At 54.9% G+C, this 24790-nt stretch carries 15 protein-coding genes and 1 pseudogene; 12 read left to right on the forward strand and 4 right to left on the reverse strand.

Going from position 1 to position 24790, the window contains the following annotated elements:
* Positions 1-3: 3 nt before the first annotated feature.
* Both rdgB and hemW read left to right on the forward strand, forming a co-directional pair.
* Positions 4-636 (forward strand): RdgB/HAM1 family non-canonical purine NTP pyrophosphatase, encoded by a 633-nt coding sequence (rdgB, locus tag ACN0YD_RS03550; RefSeq protein WP_417317268.1) that lies wholly within the window; start codon positions 4-6, stop codon positions 634-636.
* The gene (hemW, locus tag ACN0YD_RS03555) at positions 629-1798 is read left to right on the forward strand and encodes a radical SAM family heme chaperone HemW (RefSeq protein ID WP_417317269.1); all 1170 of its coding nucleotides are present in this window, start codon (positions 629-631) and stop codon (positions 1796-1798) included. The genes rdgB and hemW overlap by 8 nt, the downstream gene beginning before the upstream one ends.
* 688 nt (positions 1799-2486) lie before the next feature.
* Here the strand turns inward: hemW and ACN0YD_RS03560 are convergent.
* Positions 2487-3224 (reverse strand): annotated as a pseudogene (locus tag ACN0YD_RS03560) (penicillin-binding protein activator); the annotation flags it as partial.
* Positions 3225-3246: 22 nt separating this feature from the next.
* On the opposite strand from ACN0YD_RS03560, the gene rsmI reads away from it, so the two are divergent.
* Genes rsmI through gshB form a run of 4 tightly spaced genes read left to right on the forward strand, consistent with a single transcriptional unit; the run spans position 3247 to position 6359 of the window.
* A complete protein-coding gene (gene rsmI / locus ACN0YD_RS03565; RefSeq protein WP_417317270.1) occupies positions 3247-4101 on the forward strand; it encodes a 16S rRNA (cytidine(1402)-2'-O)-methyltransferase in 855 nt (284 codons plus the stop codon).
* Between the two features lies 1 nt (position 4102).
* The gene (locus tag ACN0YD_RS03570; RefSeq protein WP_417317271.1) at positions 4103-4483 is read left to right on the forward strand and encodes a YraN family protein; all 381 of its coding nucleotides are present in this window, start codon (positions 4103-4105) and stop codon (positions 4481-4483) included.
* Between the two features lie 10 nt (positions 4484-4493).
* On the forward strand, positions 4494-5396 hold the full coding sequence (locus ACN0YD_RS03575) for a SirB1 family protein (protein ID WP_417317272.1): 903 nt from the start codon (positions 4494-4496) through the stop codon (positions 5394-5396).
* 6 nt (positions 5397-5402) lie between these two features.
* On the forward strand, positions 5403-6359 hold the full coding sequence (gene gshB, locus ACN0YD_RS03580) for a glutathione synthase (protein ID WP_417317273.1): 957 nt from the start codon (positions 5403-5405) through the stop codon (positions 6357-6359).
* 21 nt (positions 6360-6380) lie between these two features.
* Here the strand turns inward: gshB and ACN0YD_RS03585 are convergent, their stop codons facing one another.
* The 3 genes from ACN0YD_RS03585 to ACN0YD_RS03595 are packed head-to-tail and all read right to left on the reverse strand — an operon-like array spanning position 6381 to position 11845.
* Positions 6381-7814, reverse strand: a complete 1434-nt coding sequence (locus ACN0YD_RS03585) for an HlyD family type I secretion periplasmic adaptor subunit (RefSeq protein ID WP_417317274.1) — start codon at positions 7812-7814, stop codon at positions 6381-6383.
* Positions 7815-7838: 24 nt separating this feature from the next.
* Positions 7839-10100: a peptidase domain-containing ABC transporter gene (locus ACN0YD_RS03590; protein WP_417317275.1), complete on the reverse strand. Its 2262-nt coding sequence runs from the start codon at positions 10098-10100 to the stop codon at positions 7839-7841.
* Positions 10097-11845 carry a peptidase domain-containing ABC transporter gene (locus ACN0YD_RS03595; RefSeq protein ID WP_417317276.1) on the reverse strand — a complete coding sequence of 583 codons (1749 nt, stop codon included), beginning with the start codon at positions 11843-11845 and terminating at the stop codon, positions 10097-10099. Before ACN0YD_RS03595 ends, ACN0YD_RS03590 begins: the two co-directional genes overlap by 4 nt.
* Before the next feature lie 367 nt (positions 11846-12212).
* On the opposite strand from ACN0YD_RS03595, the gene ACN0YD_RS03600 reads away from it, so the two are divergent.
* From ACN0YD_RS03600 to ACN0YD_RS03625, 6 genes are all read left to right on the forward strand, one after another.
* Positions 12213-17027, forward strand: a complete 4815-nt coding sequence (locus tag ACN0YD_RS03600; protein ID WP_417317277.1) for a tandem-95 repeat protein — start codon at positions 12213-12215, stop codon at positions 17025-17027.
* Between the two features lie 108 nt (positions 17028-17135).
* Complete coding sequence (locus tag ACN0YD_RS03605; RefSeq protein ID WP_417317278.1) at positions 17136-19457, forward strand: efflux RND transporter permease subunit; 2322 nt, start codon at positions 17136-17138, stop codon at positions 19455-19457.
* Positions 19444-20262, forward strand: a complete 819-nt coding sequence (locus ACN0YD_RS03610) for an outer membrane lipoprotein-sorting protein (RefSeq protein ID WP_417317279.1) — start codon at positions 19444-19446, stop codon at positions 20260-20262. Before ACN0YD_RS03605 ends, ACN0YD_RS03610 begins: the two co-directional genes overlap by 14 nt.
* Before the next feature lie 248 nt (positions 20263-20510).
* Positions 20511-22328: an AMIN domain-containing protein gene (locus tag ACN0YD_RS03615; RefSeq protein WP_417317280.1), complete on the forward strand. Its 1818-nt coding sequence runs from the start codon at positions 20511-20513 to the stop codon at positions 22326-22328.
* A gap of 134 nt (positions 22329-22462) precedes the next feature.
* Positions 22463-23116 (forward strand): hypothetical protein, encoded by a 654-nt coding sequence (locus ACN0YD_RS03620; protein WP_417317281.1) that lies wholly within the window; start codon positions 22463-22465, stop codon positions 23114-23116.
* 131 nt (positions 23117-23247) lie between these two features.
* Positions 23248-24765: a YifB family Mg chelatase-like AAA ATPase gene (locus tag ACN0YD_RS03625; protein WP_417317282.1), complete on the forward strand. Its 1518-nt coding sequence runs from the start codon at positions 23248-23250 to the stop codon at positions 24763-24765.
* Positions 24766-24790: the final 25 nt, after the last annotated feature.

Consider the following 24790-nt stretch of genomic DNA (forward strand, 5'->3'; position numbering starts at 1 on the left):
AAAATGGCCAGGAAATTCCGGGAAAAGAAACTTGTGGTGGCCAGCCATAATCCCGGCAAGGTCCGGGAGATCAGCGAGCTTCTGCAGCCTTTTGGTGTTGAAGTCTATTCCGCCGGGGAATTGAAGCTGGCTGAACCGGAAGAAACCGGTTCCACCTTCCTGGAAAATGCCGAACTTAAGGCGCGTGCGGCGGCTCAAGAAGCGGGGCTCGTCGCCCTGGCCGATGATTCCGGCCTTGTCGTGCCGGCGCTGGGCGGAATTCCTGGAATTTACTCCGCCCGTTATGCGGAACATCCCGAGACGGGTGAACGGGATTTTTCCTGGGGTATGGAAAAGCTCCATAAGGAACTGGAAGAAAAACGGATCGAGAAGCGCAGCGCCCATTTCAGCTGCGCCCTCAGTCTCGCCTGGCCGCCGGACAGTGAACTTCCCGAGGGGCATGTGGAATCCTTCGAAGGGCGGGTCTATGGCACACTGGTCTGGCCTGTACGCGGGGACAGGGGCTTTGGCTATGACCCCATGTTCCAGGCGGATGGCTACGACCAGACTTTCGGGGAAATGGACCCGGAGGAAAAACATGACATCAGCCACAGGGCTGATGCTTTCCGCAAACTGATCAAGGCCTGCTTTGAATAACGCGCGGGACTTTGAAAATTCACTCGCCGTCTATGTGCACTGGCCCTTCTGCCGGGCCAAATGCCCCTATTGCGATTTCAACAGCCATGTACGTGAAACCATCGATGAAGAGATGTGGCTTGAGGCCCTGTGCCGGGAACTGGACCATTACGCGCAGCTTAGCGGTCCGCGCAGCATCGGCAGTATTTTCTTTGGTGGTGGCACCCCGTCCCTGATGTCGGCCCGGACGGTGGAGGGGCTGATTGACCGGATCGGCAAAAACTGGTCCCTGTCGGATAGTGCGGAAATCACCCTGGAAGCCAATCCCACCAGTGTGGAGGCGGAAAAATTCAGGGACTTTGCGGCCGCCGGTGTCAACCGGGTGTCGCTGGGCATTCAGTCGCTCAGGGATGATGACCTGAAAGCACTGGGCCGGGAACATAGTGTGGCCGAAGCAAAAGAGGCCATTGCCCTGGCGCAAAAATATTTCCGGCGCAACAGTTTCGACCTCATCTATGCTCGCATGGGCCAGACCCTGTCCGGGTGGGAAAGGGAACTTCGGGAAGCCCTGGACCTGGCGGCGGATCATCTGTCGCTCTATCAGTTGACCATGGAGAAGGGGACACCTTTCCATGCTCTTTACCGGAAAGGTCAGCTGATTTTGCCGGATGAAAAGATTTCTGCTGAAATGTACGATCTGACCCGGGAGGTCTGCGCTGCGGCCGGACTGCCCGCCTATGAAGTCTCGAACCACGCCGCACCGGATGAAGAAAGCCGTCATAATATGGCTTACTGGACCTATGGTGATTATGTGGGTGTCGGCCCGGGCGCCCATGGGCGTTTGACAGTGGATGGGCGGTTGCATGCCACCAGCCAGCGCCGCAAGCCTGAATTCTGGTTAGGGGACGTGGGCGACAAGGGACACGCCACGGAACAGGACGAGATTCTGGACAGTCTGACCATGGCCGAGGAAATGATCATGATGGGGCTGAGGCTCAGCCGGGGAATTGCTCTGGCTGATTTTGAGTGCCGGATTGGAGGTCCGCTGGCAGGGTATCTGGATCAAAGCCGCCTGGAAGCTCTTCTTGATCAGGAATATCTTCATATGGACCAGGCGCATCTTCGGGTAACAGCGAAGGGAGCCCCCCTGTTGAATTACCTTCTCGGCGAGCTTCTTGCCTGACCTGGTCATAGAAGAGTTTTTCAAGCTTTTTATCAGTCAGCGGAACACGTGATTCCGGGATGAAACTTGTCGGCGCCGGGCTGATTTTCCTGAACACGCCCGTGGTGATTTCATAAACAGCCAGTCCACGCTCACAGCTACCGTCCTGCCGGAATCTGAACAGCCCGTCCACACCCATAAACCCTGCCGGATCTGTCAGTTTTTCATCTGAAAAATCGGGAACCGGGGTATTTCTGACCAGGGTGGCGGCCAGGGCCACAGCATCATAGCCCAGGGTGGCCAGGCGTGGCGCCTCCAGGCCATATGTTTTTTTGTAACGGTCAAAAAACCGGGCGCTCACTTCCTTTTCCGGGGCGGCGTACCAGCCCCCGATCAGCGGCGGTTCGTGACGCAGCATGGCGTCGTCCCATAGTCCGGTGCCAAGGAATTTTACCTTGGCCGGATCGATCTCGTAATAGGGCAACAGAGGGGCAAGCGTTCTCAGAAGGGCGCCGCCCTCAGGCACCAGTACCGCATCAAAATCCACCTCGCCCAAGGTTTCCAGATGCTTGATTTCCTCAAGCAGGTCCTGTGCGAAATCGTCATCCTCGCCCAGGGATTCGAGGAATTCCACTTCATCCAGATAGTCCCTGCGCCGGACATCATAATTGCCCAGGGTTTTGACCGGATTGAAAAGCTCGTTGGCAATGGGTTTATAGGTCTGCATGGCGACCATGTCGCGGTTGAGGCGCAGCAACGTCTGTCCGAAGATTTCCAGAACCCGCTCGCCATAGGCCGTTTCCGGGATCAGGGCGGCAAAATCCTCATATCCTTGTTCCGCCGCATAAGTCAGAATTCGTTTGACCTGCTCCGCCGGGCGGAAATTCAGCAGATAGACTCCGTCGCCGGAAAGGGTGTGGTCGGTGGAAAAACCGATGATCTTTTTCCCGGCTTCCCGCGCCAGTGGCTTGATGGCGCGTACGTCATCGGCAAACAGGGGCCCGAGGACAACATCGACGCGCTGGTCCAGAAGCTGTTTCATGGCTGCCAGGGCACCCGGACCGGTTCCTTTGGTATCTGCGGGCAGCAGCACCAGGCGTTTGTCGCGGGAATCGAACAGGGCCATGTTGGCCGCATTAAGCAGGGCCTGGCCGATTTCGGAATCAGGTCCGGACAGGGGCAGAAGAAGTCCAAGGCGGATTGCTGTACGCGGGGTGCCGTCTTCTTCCTCCGGCACGACATCCTCGGCAGGTTCGCTTACCGGAGGTGCCTGGTCCCGGATAATGGGCGTCGGCGCCGGTCCGCAACCGGACAGGCCAGCGGCAAAAACAACGAGAAGCAGCAACAAATGTCGGAAAGAATTCATGCGCAGGAGGAAGCCTTCCAATTTTTCGGTTAAAGCCAGTAAATTCTTTAATAACCTGTATGAGTGGGATAGGCTAGCCATGAATTAAGACAAAAGTTTGGACATGATTGAAAAGACAGAGAAAAAAGTGGCGGCAGGGCTGTATGTGACGGCCACGCCGATCGGTAATCTGGGTGACATCACCCTGCGTGCGCTGGAGGTTTTGCGTCAGGCAGATGTGATTGCCTGCGAGGACACCCGGGTTACCGGCAAGCTGTTGTCCCGCTATGACATCAAACGACCGACTGTTGCCTATCATGATCATAATGCGGAAAAAATGCTGCCCCGGCTGCTGGACCATCTGGAAAAAGGGGAAAAAGTGGTGCTGGTCAGCGATGCGGGCACTCCGCTCATTTCCGATCCCGGGTACCGGCTTGTGCACGAGGCCCGCAAGGCGGGTCATCATGTGACCAGTCTGCCCGGCGCGAGCGCTCTGCTGGCAGCGTTGGCCAGTGCGGGAATGCCGACAGACAGGTTTCTGTTCGCCGGTTTTCTGCCTGCTAAAACTGCGGGCCGGCAAAAAGTTCTGAGCGAATTCGGCGGCCTGAAAGCCACCCTTGTGTTTTATGAATCGCCGCACCGGCTTCTGGAATGCCTGAAGGATATCGGGAAGGTACTGGGACAACGCACTGTCGCGGTTTGTCGGGAACTGACAAAACTCTATGAAGAAATTCGCCAGGGCCCGATTGATGAAATTGTGGCCTACTATGAAGGGGCGGCTGCGCCCAAGGGGGAAATCGTCATTGTTATCGGCCCGCCGGAAGAAAGCGAGGCCTCCGATAATGAAGTTGATGAAGCTCTGACAAAGGCGCTGAAAAATCTTTCGGTCAAGGAGGCAGTGGCGGCAGTCACCGGTGCCACAGGCCGCAAACGCAAGGAAGTCTATGCCCGGGCTCTGGAACTTGCAGGCAGGGACTGACATGGGGGAGGGGCGCAGGAAAAAGGCCTATAAAAAAGGAATTTTTGCTGAACATGCCGCTGTTGCCTTATTGTGGCTCAAGGGATACCGGATCAGGGAACGACGATTCAAATGTCCCTTTGGTGAAATAGATATCATTGCCGCAAAAGGGAATCTGATCGCCTTCGTGGAAGTCAAGACCCGGGGAACATATGAGGAAGCGGCAGAATCTATCCTCTTTTCCCAACGCCGCCGGATTTCCCGGGCGGCAAACTGGTACATCGCCCAAAATTCTGATGGAGAGCCTTCTGCAAGCAGCTACAGTTACAGATTTGATAGTATTCTGCTTGTGCCGTGGAATTGGCCCTGTCATATTCTAGACGCCTGGCAGGAAGAAAGTTAGCAATCAATCCATGACCTCGAGTTCAATGACCCCAAGCATCGCAGACCAGTATGAATATTTGAAATCCGTTGGCCGTCAGTCGGATGACGAAATCGATATTGCCCGCGTTGCCCTGATTCTGGCTTCCCTGGATCGGCCGGGAATTTCATTTCAGAAATACGAACACCATCTGGAAATTCTGGGGCTGGATCTGGCCAATGAGGGCTACAAGGCGGAAACCGCCGAGGAAAGGGCGCTGGCGCTGGCCGATGTTATGCATGAACGGCACGGCTACAACGGCAATGAAAAACATTATGACGATCTGCAGAATGCCAATCTCATGTCGGTGGTTGACCGGCGGCTTGGTATACCGGTTACGCTGGGAGTCCTCTATATTCATGCCGCCCGCGCCCGCGGCTGGCAGGCGGAGGGCGTAAACTTTCCAGGCCATTTCCTGGTGCGGGTATTTGGGGAGCAGGATCAGGCGATTGTTGATCCCTTCCATAGCGGGCGCCTGCTTGATGCCCGTCATCTCCGGGACCTGATCCGCACCATTGGCGGGGATAAGGCGGAACTGAAACCGGAGTATTATGCCGCTATTTCGGACCGGGGCATTCTGGTCAGGATGCTCAACAATATCAAAGTGCGCAGCCTGCAGGTCAGCGATTTTTCTTTGGCGTCCGATATTCTTGAACGCATGAGCCTTATTGATCCGGAGAAAATCGAACATACATATGAACATGGCATTCTGCTGGCCCATCTCGGGGAAGTGGATAAAAGCCGGCAGAAGCTGTTGGATTGCCTGGACAGAATGGATGAAGAGCAAGTGAACAGCCGCTTGAAAAAGCATATACTGGAGACATTGAAGGATCTGTCGAAAGCCGCCACCAGAAATGTGCTTTCACTGATCAGTAACGACAGGGACGAGGATTAACGGGACATGAGCTTGGCAGTCGCAATCCAGATGGACCCCATAGAGTCCATAGACATCAATGGTGACAGCACTTTCGCCCTTGGGCTGGAGGCGGAGAAGCGCGGTCATCGCCTTTACCATTATCACGTCAACGATCTGGCCTATGAAAACGGCCGGGTCCTGGCTCACGCCAAACCACTGACATTGCGTCGTGAACTGGGCAATCACTACAGTCTTGGAACGGAACGCCGGATTGATCTTGCGGTGGAAACGGATGTTGTCCTGATGCGTCAGGATCCGCCGTTCCACATGGGCTATATTACAGCAACTCACCTGCTGGAGCATGTGCACGGCAGGGGTGACGGCAAGACCCTGGTCGTCAATGACCCCTTTTCCGTCCGTAACGCGCCCGAGAAAATTTTCCTGACCAAATTCCCGGACCTGATGCCCCCGACTCTGATCACCAACAATGTCAAGGATGTGACCGAATTCCGCAATGAATACAAGGATGTGGTGGTCAAACCGTTGTACGGCAACGGGGGCAAGGGGGTTTTCCGCATCACGCCGAAGGACGAGAATATGGCCAGCCTGATCGAGCTGTTTCAGGAATTCTATGTGGAACCCTTCATCGTGCAGAAATACCTGTCCGAGGTGCGCCAGGGTGACAAGCGGATTATCCTGGTGGATGGTGAAGCCGTCGGCGCCATTAACCGGGTGCCGGCTGAAGGTGAGGCGCGGTCCAACATGCATGTGGGCGGCAAGGCGGAGAAAACGGCCTTGTCCGATCGTGAAATCGAAATCTGTGAAGCCATCGGACCCACGCTCCGGGAGCAGGGACAGATCTTTGTCGGTATAGACGTGATCGGTGATTATCTCACCGAGATCAATGTGACGTCCCCGACGGGTATCCAGGAAATCCAGCGTTTTGACGGCACTGATATTGCCGCGCTGGTCTGGGATGCCATTGAAAAACGGGTGGCCTGACCACCCGTTCCCTCTACTGGCTCAGCGCTCCCTGAAGGACGTTGTCAGGGCATTGTTGATTGGTTTTACCAGATATTGCAGCAATGTCTTGTCGCCGGTCTTGATGTCGGCGACAAGGGTCATGCCGGGTGTGATCCGGTTTGAGGCCGGGTTGCTGCCCACATAGTCCTGTGGCAGTACCACCACGCCTTTGAAATAGCTCTGTCCTTCTTCATCGATAAAGGAAGAGGCGGAAACCTGATTCAGCGTGCCTTTCACACCGCCGAAACGGGCAAAGTTATAGGTGTCGATTTTAAGGAGAACTTCCTCGCCCAGGTCCACATGGCCGATATCCCGCGGGGAGATGCGGACTTCCGCCACCAGTTTTCCGGTATAGGGGACCACCTCTGCCACCACGTCGCCGGGCGGGACCACACTGCCGGCCACACGGTATTTCAGTCCCTTGATAATACCGTCGCTGGGAGCAGCAACGTTGAGCCGCTCCACCTTGTCCTCTAGACGCTGCAGCTCCGCTGTGATTTCGGCGAACTCCTTGGACAGGTTGCCCATCTCGTTGAGGGCATCATTGCGCAGTGATGCCTGCAACTCGATCAGGCTTCCTTCCGCCTGTTTGATGTTGGCCTGGACACTGGCCCTGCGCGACCGAGTGGTTTGCAGGTCTCCTTCGGCTTCGCTGTGTTCCTTTTCAACCTCCAGAAGCCGCAGGCGTGACCCCAGACCCTTTTCGGTCAGCTCCTTTCGCATTTGCAGCTCTTCCGAGATGATGGAAAGGGTCTTTTTCTCGGTTTTTTCCTGCTGGCTCAAGATCTTAGCCTCGTTGCGACGTTCGGCGATCTGGGCCAGGATCACATTTTCCTGAGCCTGTCGGGAATCCAGTTGCTGGGCCAGAATTTCTTCCTGGTCCCTGACAAGATTGGGGAAACTTTCCGTGTAGGCGGAAAAATCGGCTTTCTTGTCGAGCGCAAAGGCCTTGAGGCGTTCGATCTGCATGGAAAGTGCCGCATGACGGGCCAGCATGCGTCCCCGTTCGGAGACGGCCTGGGACGGCGACATTCTGATCAGGGGCTGTCCTTTTTTAACGGCCTGGCCTTCTTCTACCAGCACCTCGGCGACAATGCCGCCTTCAAGATGCTGTACCGGCTGTACGGAAGATGCAGGGACAACCTGGCCCTGGGCGACGGTTGTTTCATCAAGTCTGGTGACTGCGGCCCAGGCAATACAGCCAAAAACGAACAGGCTGATGATGCCGATGGTGGAGATCACCGTCTTGGGCGGACCGCTTTCTTCCAGCAGGATGGCCCGGGACAGAAAACGGGCATAATAACTGACCGGCCTTTCATGTCGGCTTCGTGCTGCCTCGCCGGCCCTGGTGATGAGTTTTTCGGCGACTTCCCGGCTGCGGGCCATATGGGGCCCGATTTTTGCCGTTACCTTATCAATTTTCTTTTCTGTCATTTCTATTGCCTTTTCGGTGGCTTTCTATGCTGTCTGCGGGGCCGGGATTGCCGCCGGAAATACGCTTTCCGGTGGACCGAAGTTTTTCACCAGGCCATCTTCCAGCACCAGAACCTTGTCAGCCATCCTGATATGGCTCGGCCGGTGCGAGACCATGATAATGGTGCAGGTGCCCTTGAGGGCGGCCAGGGTGTTCATGAAGGCTTTGTCCCCTTCAAAGTCCAGTGTTTTTGCCGGTTCGTCCAGAAGCAGAACGCTTGCCTTTTTCATGAAGGCGCGGGCCAGGGAAAGGCGTTGCTTGAAACTGGACGGGAGACTCTGGATGGACTGGTCGCCGATGCGGGTTTCAAATCCCTGCGGCAGATTGTTGATATCCTCCAGCACATTGGCCATGGCACAGGCTTCTTCCAGGTCTGTCTGTGAGGCCATGGGCTGGGCCAGCCGGAGGTTCTGGGCAATGGTGCCATGGAAGAAATGACTCTGCTGGGGCACATAGGCGATGGACTGGCGCAATATTGCCGGATTGATCTGGCGGATATCCATGCCATCGAGAATGATCTGGCCCGCCTGCGGTTTGTGCATGGCGATGATCAGCTTCAGAATTGTGGATTTGCCCGCAGCATTTGGCCCCATGATCGCCATCATCTCACCGGCGTTCAGGCGGAAACCGGCGCCCAGAAGGGCGGGTTCGGCATCCGGTTTGTAGCGGAAGCTGGTCCGGTCCATAACAATATTGCCGGCAAAGGTTCTCTGGGTCAGGCTGTTGGGCAGCAGGTCGTCTTCCGACGGTATCCGCATCAGCTGATTGATCTGCTTGATGCTGTTGAGGGTCTGTTCCAGACGGCTCAGGGTTAAAAACAGGCTCTGAAGTGGTGAAAGGACCCGCCAGACCAGTGCCATGCAGGCGATCAGCGCACCGATCGTCATGTCGCCTTCCATGACTTTCAGAACGCCGAAGCCGACTGTTGCCACACCGGAGCCCATCATGATGGCCTGGGCCAGGCTCTGTAGGAGCAAGGAGATCTGCGCTGAGCGGAAATGAGTATAGGCTGTTTCGGCTGACAGGTTGCGGTATCTTTGCAGCCATGGCGTCTCGGCGGCAGTCTGCTTGATGGTCCGCAGGTTGGACAGGGCCTCAACCAGGAAACTGTGGCGGCGGGCACGTGCCTGGCTGGAAGAAGTCACATTGCGTTTCATGGCGGGTATCATGATCGCTGCCACAAGGCCGAAAATACCCATCATGGCAAGAGGGATATAGGCCAATGTGCCACCCAGAACGGCGATAAGAGCGAGGAACAGAACCACGAAAGGCAGTTCCAGGATCACATTCACAAGGGTGCTGGAAAACAGTCCCTTGATGGCGTCAAATTCCTTGAGACGGGAAACCTGGCTGCCGATGGGGGCAGATTCGGTCATCATTGGCGGCAGGGACAGAAGTTTCTGGAAGGTGGCGTTAGCCACAATATTTTCCACCCTGGCGCCCAGATAAGCCGTTTGCCGGGCGCGCAGGATCCTGAGGCCTACTTCACATCCCAGGGCAAGAGTAATGCCGGAGACCAGATAGACCAGCGATACGCCGGATTGCGACGGGATGACCTGGTCATAGATGGCCATGATGAACAGGGGGACCAGCAGTGCAAAGAGGTTCAGCATCAGGGTCATGGCAAACATGTGTTTGATGGTGCCTTTGAATCTCAGGAACAGATCCTTGATCCAGTTTTTTGGGGCAAGATCCTCGTCCGCTTTGTTGGTCTGGCTGCCGTGCTTTGTGGAAATGAAATAGGCGGTGCCGATCCTTTTTTTGCCATCGGTGTATTTTTCCTGTTGATCCTCACTGTCGAAATAGAGAATTCCCTCACTATCCTTTGACAGGATGACGTAAGGTTTGTCCTCTTCCACATACAGACAGGGAAACAGCCGCGGGTCCACGGAGGATAGTTCGACCTCGGCCCGGTCGGTTCTATAATGCAGATGCGCCAGGGTGTTGCGGAATTCGGTCAGTTCCAGACTGTCGGCAAAATGCGGCAGGGATTCAAACAGCCGCCGCAGTTGTCCGCGCCAGCCAAGGGCCTGCAGCAGGGGCAGCAGGCAGGCAGCATAGTCGGATGAAGCGTGAAAGGACCCGATTTTACCGGATTGCAGGGCGTCTGCCAGTTGGTCGGCCTTGGCGACTTTCAGGCTGGCGCCTTCGCGGAATTTGTCGTTAAGCTGATCAAGCATCTCCCGCGCGGGGCCTTTGTTTTCGGACAGCTTGGGATTTTCCATTTCCGGGGGAGGCTGAGTCATGCGCGCTCTCCTCCCTTGCCCGGGGCCTTTATATTAGTTTCGTTTTTGCCACGTGCTGTCTGCCCGGCGGCTTCTTTGCCGCTGGATGCCACCGGGGCAAGTGTTCCGTCATTCAGTTCATACAGCTTGTCCGCCAGTTTCAGCAGGGAAGGCCGGTAGCTGACCAGCACCATGGTGCACTGGCCCTTGAGGCTGGTCATCAGCTTGAGCAGATCTTCGTCGGACTGGTTGTCCAGACCCGAATTGGCTTCGTCAAAAAGGATGACGTCCGGTTCGCTGGCCAGGGTCCGTGCGATGGCTATGCGCTGGGCGATGCCGGCCGGCAATTCGTTTTGGGCACCGTCGCCGATCCGTGTCTCGTAGCCGTCTGGCATACGGGCGAGAATGCTGTCCAGATGAAGCATTTCCGCGACCCTGAGCGCATCGTCAATATGATCGTCGCCCCGGAACATGGTCAGGTTATCAAGGATGGTTCCCTGGAACATAATCGGACGCTGGGGCAGGTAGGCGATTTTCCGGCGCAGGCTTTCCGTCGAGAAATCTGCGGGATTCTTGCCGTTGACCAGGATTCTGCCTTTTTCCGGTTCCAGTCCGGCCATCAGGGCCCACAACAGGGTCGATTTGCCCGAACCGTTGCCGCCGCGGATGCCGATAACCTGTCCGCGCTCTACCTTGAGATTGACGTCACGCAAAATCAGGCGGGAGTCCCTGTCATAGCGGAAAGACAGGTTTTTCAGTTCGATGATGTTGATGCGGTCGATATCCGCTGTTTCCACCACTCGTTCCGGGCGAAATTCATCGATTGCCGTCAGCTTTTCCCGGGCAATCTGGATATGCTGGAACCTGGTCCAGATGCCGAGGGCCCGCAGCAATGGTTGTACGGTTCGCCCGGCAAGCAGTGTACTGGCGGCGAGCGCACCCATGGTAATGTCACCGTTAATCACCAGCAGGCTGCCGATACCGGCCACGGCCACCATGGTGATCTGGGAAAAGATAGTGCCGATCCCCTGAGCCAGTCCGTTCAGGAAAAACACGTTGTAGCTGGCGGCAGAGCAGCTTTCCAGAAGCTTTTCATAGCGCCGGTTCATCAGATGTTCCATGGCCATGCTTTTGATGGAATGAATGCCGTTCAGTACCTCGATGATGAAACTGTAGCGCCGGTCGTCCCAGATGGCGTCCTTTTCGATGGCGTCCTTGAGCCGGACCCCGAGAGCAAAGGCTATGACGCCGAGAATGATCAGAAGACAGACCGGGACAATCAGCAGGGAACCGCCAATCAGGCCCAGCAGTCCCAGAAACAGGAAAACAAAGGGCAGGTCGACCAGGGTAAGACCAGCCTGGCTGGCGTAGAAGTCCCGCACCGAGTCAATGGCCCCAAAACGGTCGAGATGAACGCCGGACGGGATTTTTTCCAGGTCCTGAAGGCGTGAGCCAAGAACTTTTTCCAGGGTGCGGCACCCCATGTCGTGTTCGTATTTGGCCCCGACCCAGCCGGCAAGATAGGCCCGCGCCGTGCGCAGGAGAATGTCGATGATGAGAACACCCAGCAGCCCCATGATAAGAAAGCTCAGTGTATTCAGGGCAGCGTTGGGGATAATTCTGTCATATACCTGAAGCAGGACTATGGGCAATGCGAGAGACAGGGCATTGAGGACCAGGGAGGCGGCCAGGATATCTTTCCTCAGGATAGGCGTAAACCCCAGGGAATCCAGCTCGCCGCCTGAAATATTGCTGCTTCTGATCATAAATGTTACTGCTTTTATAGTTAATTCCGACATTTATCGGCAGGACAGCTGTTCCGGCCAATGCCCAAATTTTGTATTTTCTATGATAACTTGGATAACCCTATAGCGTTGAATAATGGTTAATAAGCAAGCTCCTGGGTCGGCTTTATATCAAATTTTATGAATATTTTATCGAAATGGGCTTTTAATAGGTTGATTTTTAAAAGCTTTTTATCTTTTTGTTGGGTGTTTGTTAACCATATGACGAAAGACTTTCTTCACCTCTTGCTGATATTTTCACAGAGGGTCTGAATGCGGTTCTTCGGTTCATGCCCCTATTTTTTGAGCACGATCTATTTTCGACGTTTGTCGGTACTGGAGTGAAGAGATGTCCACAGGTGAGACCGGAACCAGCAGTTCAGCCCCATTTGATATTGAGCTGGACCCAGCCCTGCAGGGTGCGGAACGTGTGAAAAAAACAGAACGTCCCCGGGTTTCCATGGGAGAGGAAACTGATGAGGGCACCCAGGATACACAGACCCGGTCCAGCATACATATGGGCGGCAATCATCAGTTGACAGATGAGGAGCTGCAAGCAGGATATGTCGACGAAGGTAGTGATCCGCTGGAAAACGGAGAACAGTCAGGCACTTCCCCGGACTTTGACATTGGCGCCTCTGGCTCCGAAGCGGACGCGTCCGGCAGGAATTTAGGCGTTCAGGACGAGACTGTACCGTCTGACATTGATGATCTTGATATCACTCTCCGGTCGGAGGGTGTTTTCTCTTCCGGTTCATCCTATTTCGATCTGGAGCTTGACGGTTCTGATTCCGACGGTGGTCCGGCAGGACCGGCCCTAAATGAGGCCAACCCTGACAGTTCCGCGGGTGCTTCGTCATTACAGGAAGGGGCAGGTGTTGAGACCGCAACTCTTAATTCAGCGCCTGTTGCTGAAGACGACAATTTTGATGCCGATGAAGACAGTGCAGTCACGCTTGATGTTCTTGGCAATGACAACGATCCCGAGGGCAGCCGCCTGGTTATCACCGATGTTGAGCTTGAGGGGAGTGACGGTGCAGTAACCCATGACGGTCAGCAGATCATATTCAATCCGGGCAGTGCCTTTGATCACCTCAGGGAAGGGGATACGGAGACCGTTACAATATCCTATACAGTGATGGATTCTTCCGGTGCAACGGACACGGCGACGGTCACCCTGAATGTGGTGGGACGAAATGATGCCCCGGCAGATATCGCGCTTGATGGTAATACCATTACCGAAAACGACGAGGGCGCCACCGTGGGCAGCCTGTCCACCATTGATGTGGATGCCACCGATACCCACAGCTACTCAGTCAGCGACGACAGGTTTGAAGTGCAGGATGGTGTCCTCAAGCTGAAAGACGGAGTGAGCCTGGACTACGAGACAGAGCCTAACCTGGATATTACCGTCACCGCCACTGACCAGTCTGGCGCCCAGGTCAGCAAGACATTCGAATTCAATGTTGCCGATCTGGACGAGACATCCAGTGAGCCGCCCATTCCGGAAGAGCCCGTTAATGCCAACAACAGCCCCGACGTGGGGATCGTCGATCTTGGTGAAATGGACGAAGATACCTCCATCACATTTACAGCCGAAGACCTTCTGGCCCAGGCTTCCGATCTTGACGGCGATGTGCTGGCGGTGACCGAAGTGTCGGTGGACGAGGCTTTCGGAATGGTGGTCGACAACGGCGACGGCAGCTGGACCTTCAGTCCGGTTGAAAACTTCAATGGTGCCGATGTAAAGTTGAATTTTGAGGTCACCGACGGCATTGATACAGTCTCCGCAACAGCTTCTCTGGATGTGATCGCGGTCAATGACGCCCCCGAAGTGGATGATCAAAACCCGGTCACAGTGTCAGGTATCGAAGATACGGCGGTGGTCATCAGTGCAGATCAATTACTGGCCAATGCCAGCGATGTGGACGGGGATGTGCTTTCCGTCAGCAACATTCGTCTGGAAGGTGAAACGGACATTCCGGTTACCCTGAAAATTTCCGGAGACCACTATGATCCTGCCAATGTCGAGGATGTGGGGGCCGGATCGCCCGAGTTCCAGATCTATGTAAACGGTGAACCTGTTGAAGTGGGTGGCGAGACCAAGTTCCGGGTTGATGCCGAGCGTGGCGACTGGGAATATTTCAGCTTTGACCTGCCGGCGGGCACCGAGATCGAGTCCATTGATGTCCGTTTCGTCAACGATGCCTGGGAAGGGACCGGTGACAGGGATCATGACGGTGTGGCCGGCGAAGACCGCAATCTGATTGTTGATAAAATCAATGTCGGCGGCACACAGGACGACAATGGTGATTTTACCGGCGGTGTCACCCTTGAAGCCGAAGATGCATCCTATGCCCGCTCCTCCGATGTGATTGACGGCAGGGAAGTCCTGGCCTGGAACGGATCGCTGCAGTTCGACCTGTCGGAAATTTCACCCGCTGATTATTCTCATATATCCTCGCTTGACCATGGTATGCTTGCAGACAATGGCGACGGGACCTGGACAATAAACACCGACCAGGGATTCAGCGGCGAACTGACACTGATTTATGATGTGGTGGATGGTAACGGGGGTGTGACCGGGGCAACGGCGACAGTCTCTGTCGCAGAAGTGAATGATGCGCCGGTCATTGTGACGTCTTTCGATGGAAATTCTCCCGTGAGTCTGGCAACCAATGATGTGGTCCTTGATGCCGGTGGCACAACTGGCCGCCTTGGCGACAATGTGACCATAGAGGGTTTTGCGCCGGACGGCAGTGCGGCGGTTCTTCGTCCGTCGAGCAACGGCATCGGTATCGAGGGGGTGCGGTTCAACAGCCAGATCGACTTTGACTCTTCCTCCGGAAAAAGTGAGCAGGTTGTTCTTAACTTTGACAATCCCGTAACTGAGATCAATCTGGTGACCGAACGCCAGATTGAGGGAGAATTTCCCGGCGGCGAACAGGGGAAATGGACTGCCTATGATGCACAGGGCAATGAAATTTCTTCCGGCTTCCTGACGGTTGGTGACGGGACAAGGCTCAGCGGGTCCAGTGTCTCCTATGACCTGGAGACTGGGGATACACCGGTGGCGAGGGTTGTTATCGAGGCAACTGATGTAACCGGTAAGACACACGGTGATAATTCTGATTTTACAGTAAAAACAGTTACTTATACGGAGGTTCCGGAGGTTCTTTCCGATGGTGAGACGCTCGGTGCCTCTGTTGCCGAGGGGGCGGCAGACGGGACCGGCGTGGCGACAATCGCCGCCACTGACGAGGAAGGCGATGCCCTGACCTACAGTATTGCTGCCGGCAATGACGACGGCGCTTTTGTGATTGACCCCGAGAGCGGGAAAGTGACAGTCGCGGACGGCAGCCTGCTGGATTATGAAACTGAAGAGTCCCGCACCCTGACGGTCGAAGTCTCGGACGGCAAGGGCGGAACGGACAGCGTCGAACTGGTGGTCGATATTGAAAATGTCAATGAGACCCCCGTTGCAGGGGCCGTGGACCTTGGCGCAACTTCCGAGGATGTGGCCTTTACCTTCACCGCGGAGGACCTGCTGGCCAGGGCGTCTGACGTGGACGGCGATGTGCTGGCGATCATTGATGTCGCTGTTGATCCCGCCTACGGTACAGTCACCGACAACGGCGACGGAACCTGGACATTCAATGCCGTTGAAAATTTTTCGGGCAATGATATCCCCTTCAGCTTTGATGTGACGGACGGTACGGAAACTGTTTCTTCTACGGCGACACTGGATGTTACGGCTGTGGTGGACGCGCCGGAACTCCACCTGTCAGGCGCCCTTGATCTGGATGCCAGTCACGGCAACTACGCCTTTCCTGAAGACGGCATCATCACCATTGATGTGTCCTATCTGAGCGTGAATGCCGGCTACAATAACTCCCACGGCTATTATATTGCCGATGCTGACGGTAATCCCATTGGCGGCGCCGTCATTCAGGACAATGTCAAGAACGGCGGGACAAAAACGGTTACGGTGGACACCTCTGACTATGAAGGCGGCGTGTCTCTCGGCTTTTTTATCATTCCGGACGGGGATTCAAGAAATGCCGGTCTGCAGGATGAAACGCCTGTTACATTTGAAAACATCAATGGTGTCTGGACACCAGTTGCCGATGGCCAGCCGCTGACAGGGGCAAGTACACCCGCCTATTACAGCAATCATGACCTGAATGCTGATGGTCAGGATCATTTCTCTGATTCTCACTCTCACGGCAACCAGAACTGGGAAGACCTCTGGGGGGGTGGCGATGGCGACTATACAGACGTCAATACACAGGTGGACGTTGTTTTTGCCCCTCATGAACAGCAGCTTGTGCTGGCGGAAAAGAATATTGCCGTTGACCTGCCGCAGATCAAGACGGCACTTGCCGACCAGGATGGATCGGAAAGCCTGTCTCTCTCCATTTCCCAAATTCCCGAGGGAGCGGCACTCAGTGACGGCACGAACAGTTTTGTCGCCACCGCAGGCAACGGTACGGTGGATGTAACCGGCTGGAATCTGGACAGTCTGCAGATTACAGTGGCCGAGGGAACGTCAGACTTTGATCTTTCTGTCAGTGCAACCAGTACGGAAAATAGCACCGGTGACAGCAATACGGTTACAGATTCCGTCACTGTCACCGTCATGGAAAACGGCACGCCCGAAAGCGAGCTTTACGGCGGCAATACCGGTGATGTCATGATCGGAGGCGACGGCAGCGAATTCATTTCCTCTTTCCAGGGGAATGACAGCCTGTATGGCGGTGGTGGTGATGATATCCTGCACGGCGGTGCCGAACATGACCAGCTGGATGGCGGCAGTGGCAATGACACACTTTATGGCGGAACCGGAAACGACCGGCTCGTGGGCGGTCAGGGGAACGATACGCTGAACGGTAACGAAGGCCATGACTATTTTGCTTTTGGTGCCGCCGAAGGATCGGACGTTGTCTCCGGCGGTGCCGGCTGGACCGATGTGATCGAGCTGGGCGGTTTTTCCGGCCAGGGCGCCCAGCAGGGCTGGACCCTGACCCTGGAGGAGGGTGACAGCATTCAGTCAACCGATGAAGCCGCTGGTGAAATGTTGTTGAATGATGATGCCGCCGGGACCATTGTTTTTGACGATGGCGGCGAGATCACCTTCGATGGAATTGAAAAAATTGTATGGTAGCAGTTCAGTATTTTTACTGGATAATAACCTGGATTGAATTATGCTCCCTGAAACATTGATGGTTTGTCAGGCTGGTGACGGCCGAACCGGATTCGGGGAGCAATAGTTATGTCCGACAAATATATTGTATCCTATGGCAGGTTTATTGTCCGCTGGCGTTGGCTTGTCGCATTCCTTTGTATTGCAGTGACCGGGATAGTGGGCTCCGGCGTTACCAAACTGGGGTTCAACACAGACTACAGAATTTTTTTTGGTCCGGATAATCCCCAGCTCGCAACCCAGGATAATCTGGAAGCCAACTATTCAAAAGTCGACCTGGTAACGATTGGCCTGAAATCCTCGGAAAAGAGTGTTTTTACGCGCCAGATGCTTGGCATCGTCAAGGAGGTCACTGAACAGGCCTGGTTATTCCCGTCCGTGACCCGTGTGGACAGTCTGGCCAACTATCAGCATACGGAAGCCACCGAAGACGATTTGATCGTGGATGACCTGGTCCGGGAGGCCGCAGACCTATCCGATGAAGATCTGGAGAAAATCAGGCGTATCGCGCTCAGCGAGCCATCGCTGCTCAATCGTCTGGTGTCGGAGGATGGCGAGACAACGCAAATCATGGTAACGGTCCAGCCTGCCGATACCCAGCCCGATACCCTGAAAAAAATTGTAACGCCGATCAGGAAAATGGCGGCACAGATTGAAAAAGATCATCCCGATGTGGAAGTGGCCCTGTCGGGAACCGTGATGATGTCCGTGTCCATGCCGGAAGCCGCCGAAGCGGATTCCAAGACACTGGTCCCCGCCATGTTCATTGTGATTGCTGTAACCATGCTGGTTTTCCTGCGCTCTGTTTCCGGCATGATTATCAGCATGGTGGTCGTATTTTCCTCGGTTGTTTTCGCCCTTGGCATAACCGGTCACTATGGCTTTCTGCTGAATATTGCTTCTGTGTCCTCGCCAGTCATCATTGTGACCATCGCCGTTGCCGATGCAATCCATCTGCTGGCGACCTTCTATGTCAATATGAGACGCGGAATGGACAAACATGACGCGGTTGTGGAAAGTTTGCGCATCAATTTTCAACCGGTTCTGATAACCTCTGTGACAACGGCGATCGGTTTTCTAAGCCTGAATTTCAATGATAGTCCGCCCTTTAACCATCTGGGCAATATCTCCGCCATTGGTGTATTCGCAGCCTGGATATTTTCCATCACGATGTTGCCGTCACTGATGGCAATTGTACCGACAGGGTCGCTGGGAAAAACCACGCGGGAACATATTGTTATGGAAAAATATGTGGAATGGGTGATCGGGCGGCGTAACAGTATTCTGGCGGGAATGGTCATCATCTGTATTGCGGTGGCGGCTTTCATTCCCCGTCTTGTCTACAACGACAACTTCGTCACATTTTTTAGTGAAAATGTCGAATTCCGAAGAGATTCCGAATTCATGATCGACAATCTTGTCGGCCCCTACACCATGGAACTTTCGGTCTCCTCCGGCCAGGAGGGCGGAATTGCTGAACCAGACTATTTAATACAACTGGAAGAGTTCACGGGCTGGCTGAAAGCGCAGCCCGAGGTGGTTCATGTGTTCTCGATTGTTGATGTCATGAAGCGGTTGAACAAGAATATGCACGGGGACGACCCGGCCTGGTACAGGTTGCCCGAGGAGCGTAACCTGGCGGCCCAGTATCTGCTCCTGTATGAAATGTCGCTGCCTTATGGCCTTGACCTGACCAATCAGATAGACATCGGAAAAACGGCGACCCGCGTAACGGCGAGTCTGGGCCCTGTGAATACATCAGATATGATCTCGTTGACACATCGCACCCGGGAGTGGTTTGCGGCCTGTCAGGGGGAAGGCCGGATCATGACAGAGGGCGGCACCAGTCCGGGGATTATTTTTGCCTTTCTGACCCGTCGAACCTTTGACAGCATGTTCATCGGGACCGGTCTGGCATTTGTGCTGATCTCTCTTTGCCTTGTGGTCGCCCTGCGTAGTTTCAAGCTGGGATTGATCAGTATCGTGCCCAATGTTCTTCCTGCTGTGGCGGCTTTTGGTCTCTGGGCCATCCTGTATGGCGAGATCGGGATATTTGCTTCTGTGGTGACAGCGACGGCCCTTGGCCTGATTGTGGATTGTACGGTGCATTTCCTCAGTAAATACCGGCGGGGCAACTTGGAAAAAGGGCTGGGGGCGGAAGATTCTGTTCGATACGCCTTCGCGATGGTGGGGTCTCCGCTTTGGATATCATCCCTGGTTCTGGTCTGTGGATTTGCCACATTGGGACTCTCCGACTATCTTATCAATGCCAAGATGGGCTTGCTCACTGCCCTGATCATTGCGGTGGCGCTGGTGACCGATTTTCTGCTGCTGCCGACCATACTTCTGTTTGTTGATAAAAAAGGATCGAAAAAAGATGCAGATGCCTAAAGAAAGCGCGTTTATCTTCTTCTTTTCCCTTGTTGGCCTGTTCGCAGCGCCACTGTCTGTGGCGGCCGAGACCGCCGAGGAAAAGGGGTTGGCCATTGCAGAGGAAATGGAGCGCCGGGACCTGGGCTACGCTGACAGTGTGTCTGAACTGGAAATGATCCTGACCAACCGGCAGGGAAAAACCAGCACCCGCTATTTGAAAATAAAAACTCTGGAAGTACAGGACCAGAAACTTGGCGACAAGTCGCTGGTGATTTTCGACCGGCCGCCGGATGTGAAGGGAACCGTTCTGCTGACACATTCCAAAATTCTGGATCAGGACGATCAGTGGATTTATTTCCCGGCGCTTGGCCAGAAGGGGCGCATCAAGCGTATTGACAGCCGGAGCAAGTCCGGTCCTTTCATGGGTAGTGAATTTTCCTATGAGGATATGTCTTCCCGCGAAGTGGGTAAATATAAGTACAAATGGTTGCGGGATGAGGCCTGTGGACAGATGACCTGCCATGTGGTGGAATCCTACCCCCTTTATGAGGGATCGGGATACACTAAAATCATCTCATGGATTGATACGACGGAATACCGGGTTCACAAGATCGATTTCTTCAACCGGGGTGGTGCTCATTTCAAAACATTGATCATGGCCAAATATCAGAAATATCTGGATAAATACTGGCGGGCCCACGAACTTTATATGGTTAACAAACTGACCGGTAAAAGCACCCGTCTGTTGATGAGTCGCTATGAATTCCAGCAAGGGCTCGAGGATCGGGACTTTTCAAGGTCCCGTATGGCCACTGCAAAATAATTCCCGAAACCCCCGGTTTTCCGGCGTTTTTCTGCTATTTCCAGAGAAATGCCGGACTTTCTCCTTTATTTATAATTATCGTTCGCTAATCTTGTCCTGTTTTATGGTTAATGCCGGTTAACCTTAAGAAACTCAGCAGGTTGGGATGAAATATTAGCAAGTTTAATTAAATGCGCTGTATTTTTATCTGCTTTTACATTTGTTTCTGCAAAAGTTTCAAAGAATCAAGGATATAAATGGGGTTATTCGTGCGTAAGACCAGGATCGGGATCCGACATAAACGGATCACAGGAAAAAAATATCTGAACTGCGGTACAGCTGTTGCTGCACTCATGATGGCGTCCTGCCTTGTTGGCTCTGCCAATGCGGAGGTTCTGGCTGTCCGTTCCGGTAAACATCCTGATATGACACGTATTGTGGTGGATCTTAGTGAAGGGACGCCCTATGACGTGAGTTATCTCGACGGGCCGCGCAGAATTGTCATCGAATTGAAGGACCGTGCCGGCGAGCCTATTACACCGGCTCTGACCAGACGTGCAGAGGCTGTGGGAATTCTGGACTCCGTAAATGTAGAAAATCTGGATGGTGGCTTTCGTCTCGAAATTTCTCTACGTCGTACAGCCACTGTATCCCGTTCATTTGATCTCAAACCTATGGAAGGCCGTCCGCACCGTCTGGTTTTTGATTTGCTGCCTATCAGTGAAGCGGAATGGTCGCGCCAGGTAAGGGCATCTTTGCCGCCTGAGCCGGCACCGGAAGCCGATGTGGTGATTGCCGCAGTGGCGGAGACTGAAGCACCCGTTAATCCCGAGCCGGTGGCTGATGCGGTGCCGATGCTGAACTCATCGCCTTTTGCTGCTGAAATGGCGCCGGTAGATGAAGAGCAGTATAATGAAACCGTGTATGAGGACGAATCTGACGGGATTGACTTTTCCGGCTATGTGGAAGTGGAAGGCCGGATCTATCCCGAAACCTCCTTCTATCCCGAACCGGAGGACTGGACCCTGTCCGTTGCCGCGGAACCGCGCCTGGAATATGTCTCGGAAGACGGCAACCATATTTTCATTGCCGATCTGTTCGGCCGGGTCGATGCTCAGGACGAAGATCGCAGTCACTTTGACGTGCGGGAGTTCAAGTGGCTTGGCGTCTTTGATGATCTGACGGTGACAGCCGGTATCAATACGGTCTTCTGGGGTGTCACGGAATCCAATCACCTTGTGGATATCCTGAACCAGGATGACTTCCTGGAGGATATCGACCAGGAAGACAAGCTTGGCCAGCCCATGCTGGCGTTGAGCTATATGACCGATATCGGCACCTTTTCCGGCTATCTGATGACATATTTCCGGGAACGCAGGTTCCCCGGCGTCGACGGTCGTATGCGCATGCCGATGCGGGTGGACTATGGCCGCACGATCTATGAATCGGATGACGAGGAATGGAATCCGGACTGGGCCTTGCGCTGGTCTCATGTGATGGGCGATTTTGACCTTGGCCTTTATCATTTCCAGGGCACCTCCAGGGATCCGGAATTTGTCATGGGACTTGACGGGTCCGGTAATGCTGTATTGATCCCCTATTACCGGCTGATCCACCAGACCGGTGTGGACATCCAGGCGACCAAAGGCGGCTTCCTGTGGAAATTCGAAAGTATTTACCAGACCAACAGCGGCGATGCTGTCTGGGGGGACGATTTCTGGGCTTTTGCCGGAGGTGTGGAATATACTTTCTATGGTCTTGGCGGCGGCTATTCAGACCTTGGCGTTCTGATGGAATACAGCTATGACGACCGTGGCACTCTTTCTCCGTCGTTCCTGGAAGATGACCTGTTTGTCGGCTTGCGCTGGACCGCCAATGACGAACAGAGCAGCGAACTTCTGATCGGTGCCGTTTTCGACATGGATTCCACGGTCAAGCTTGTTAACATCGAGGGCAGCCGCAGGATTGGTGAATTCTGGAAAGTCAGTCTTGATGCGCGGCTGTTTATGAATGTTCCGGCGACGGACCCCATATACAGCCTGTCCAGGGATGATTTCTTTCAACTCAGGGTCGCCCGCTACTTCTGACGGTTTACGGGATTGTCTGGGCGAACATTGCTCGCTGGCTCACAATTTGGTGAGCAGGGTGGTTTTTTAGGCAATATTGTTGCTTTCTCCCCTCGGAATGTATAGAATTGCCCATCAAATCCTGAGAGGCGGGAATGAACAGACGGCGTATCATAACAGTGACGGAAAAGCTGACAGGACTGGCCATTGCCATTCTTGTTGTCGGCGGACTGTCCTCTGTTGTCGGTTCCCTGCTGAATACCAGTGAAACCCGCAGGGATTTTGAATTTGTCGCCCTTAACGAAGCGGTTGACCCGTTGATGCGTGTCGAGGCCGTCGAGGATCGCGATTTTGTTTTTCATTCCCGGCAGTTCATGGATGAGCGCAGTGCAGAAGCCCTGGAGCGCGCCATGGAATATGGTCTGGCGCAGCTGGAAAAGGTCATGAGCCTTCATGAAAACCGTCTGGCCAGTCTGGAAGAGTATCTGGAGGAAATTGAAGAAATCGAGCGGATCCCTGAGCCTCTGCGTGAAGAGATGAGAGTTGAAGTTGCGCTTGAAATTCGCCGCGCCGAACGGGAGGTCCGTCGGGTCTTGGCGGAGGTACGTCGCCTGCATGTGGAAAAAGCTGCTGCGGCTGTTCGCGCCCGTGAAATTCCTGAGAGGGCTGCGCCTCCAAAGCCTCCGGCATTTCCCTTGCCGCATGTGACACCTGAACGGCAGGCTTGTGACCAGAATGAGGAAAAACCCAAGGAAAAAGGCAGCAAGGACGGCAAGGAAGGATTTATGGAGGCCCTGTCCTTCGTATAACTGACATATCTCTGTTTCAGATTTATAATAGTCCAGGACCCGGCTTTCGCCGGGTTTTTACGTTGTGGTTGCGCACATCCTGAAATACACGTTATAGTTGTTTTTTTGGGCCAGGGTGTTTGGGGGAGCCAATGGTAGCGCATATCACAACAGTCGCCTTCGTCGGCATAGAAGCCCGTCCGGTAGATGTCCAGGTTCAGGTGGCGAACGGTCTGCCGTCCTTTACCATCGTCGGTCTTCCTGACAAGGCGGTGGCGGAAAGCCGCGAACGGGTGCGCGCCGCCCTTGGCGCCATCGGCCTGTCTTTGCCGCCGAAAAGGATTACCGTCAATCTGGCGCCCGCTGACCTGCCCAAGGAAGGCAGTCATTATGACCTGCCCATCGCCATGGGGGTGTTGGTGGCGATGGGGGCGGTGGGAAGTGACATGACGGACGGGTATCTGGTTCTGGGGGAGCTGGGGCTTGACGGTGGTCTGCAGGCGGTGCCCGGCGTTCTGCCGGCGGCCATGCGGGCCATGGAAGAAGACCGTGGCCTGATCTGTCCCGCGGCCTGTGGCGGGGAGGCGGCCTGGGCCGGGGATCTGGACATCATTGCCGCCGACAGCCTGCTCAGTCTGATCAATCACCTGAAAGGCACACAGCTTCTGGCCGCGCCCAGGCCGGCGGTGGAGCGGGAGGAGGCGCATATTCCCGATCTCAAGGACATCAAAGGGCAGGAAAGCGCCAAACGGGCGCTGGAGGTGGCGGCGGCGGGAGGTCATAATCTTTGTATGATTGGGCCGCCCGGATCGGGCAAGTCCATGCTGGCGGCAAGGTTGCCAGGGATATTGCCACCTATGGATCCTGCGGAAATTCTGGAGGTGAGCATGATTGCCTCGGTGGCCGGACTTTTGACCGGCGGCGGGATCACCCGCAGGCGGCCGTTTCGTAACCCCCATCATTCCGCCTCTATGGCCGCCCTGACCGGTGGCGGCTTTAAGGCGCGGCCGGGGGAGGTGTCGCTGGCGCATCGGGGCGTGTTGTTCCTGGATGAACTGGCGGAATTCCAGCGTCCGGCCCTCGATAGTTTGCGCCAGCCCCTGGAAAGCGGCGAGGCGGTAGTGGCGCGGGCCAATACCCATGTGACCTATCCTGCGAGATTTCAGTTAATCTCGGCCATGAATCCCTGCCGCTGCGGGCATATTGACGATCCGGCCCGGGCCTGCAGCCGGGCGCCCAAATGCGCCAATGACTATCAGGCCCGTATATCCGGACCGCTCATGGACCGGATTGATATTCATATCGAGGTACCGGCTGTGAGCGCTCTTGACCTGTCCCTGCCACCCGCGGCGGAGGGCACAGAAGACGTGGCGGCCCGGGTGGCGCAGGCCCGGCACAGGCAGCAGGATAGATACCGGGCCATGGATCTTGGAGACCGCGTCCGCACCAATGCGGAGGTAGACGGGGAAGCCCTGGAACAGGTGGCGGAACTGGATCAGGCGGGACGGGAGATGTTGACCCGGGCGGCCGAGATGATGAAACTGACCGCGAGAGGCTATCACCGGGTGCTCCGGGTGGCGCGCACGCTTGCCGACCTTGACGGCGTGGACGGGATCGGTCAAACTCATATCGCCGAGGCGCTAAGTTACCGGCAAAAGAAGACTTATTAAAACAAGAACAACAAGTATCCGGATA

Source organism: Emcibacter sp. (assembly GCF_048269205.1).
GTDB lineage: Bacteria > Pseudomonadota > Alphaproteobacteria > Sphingomonadales > Emcibacteraceae > Emcibacter.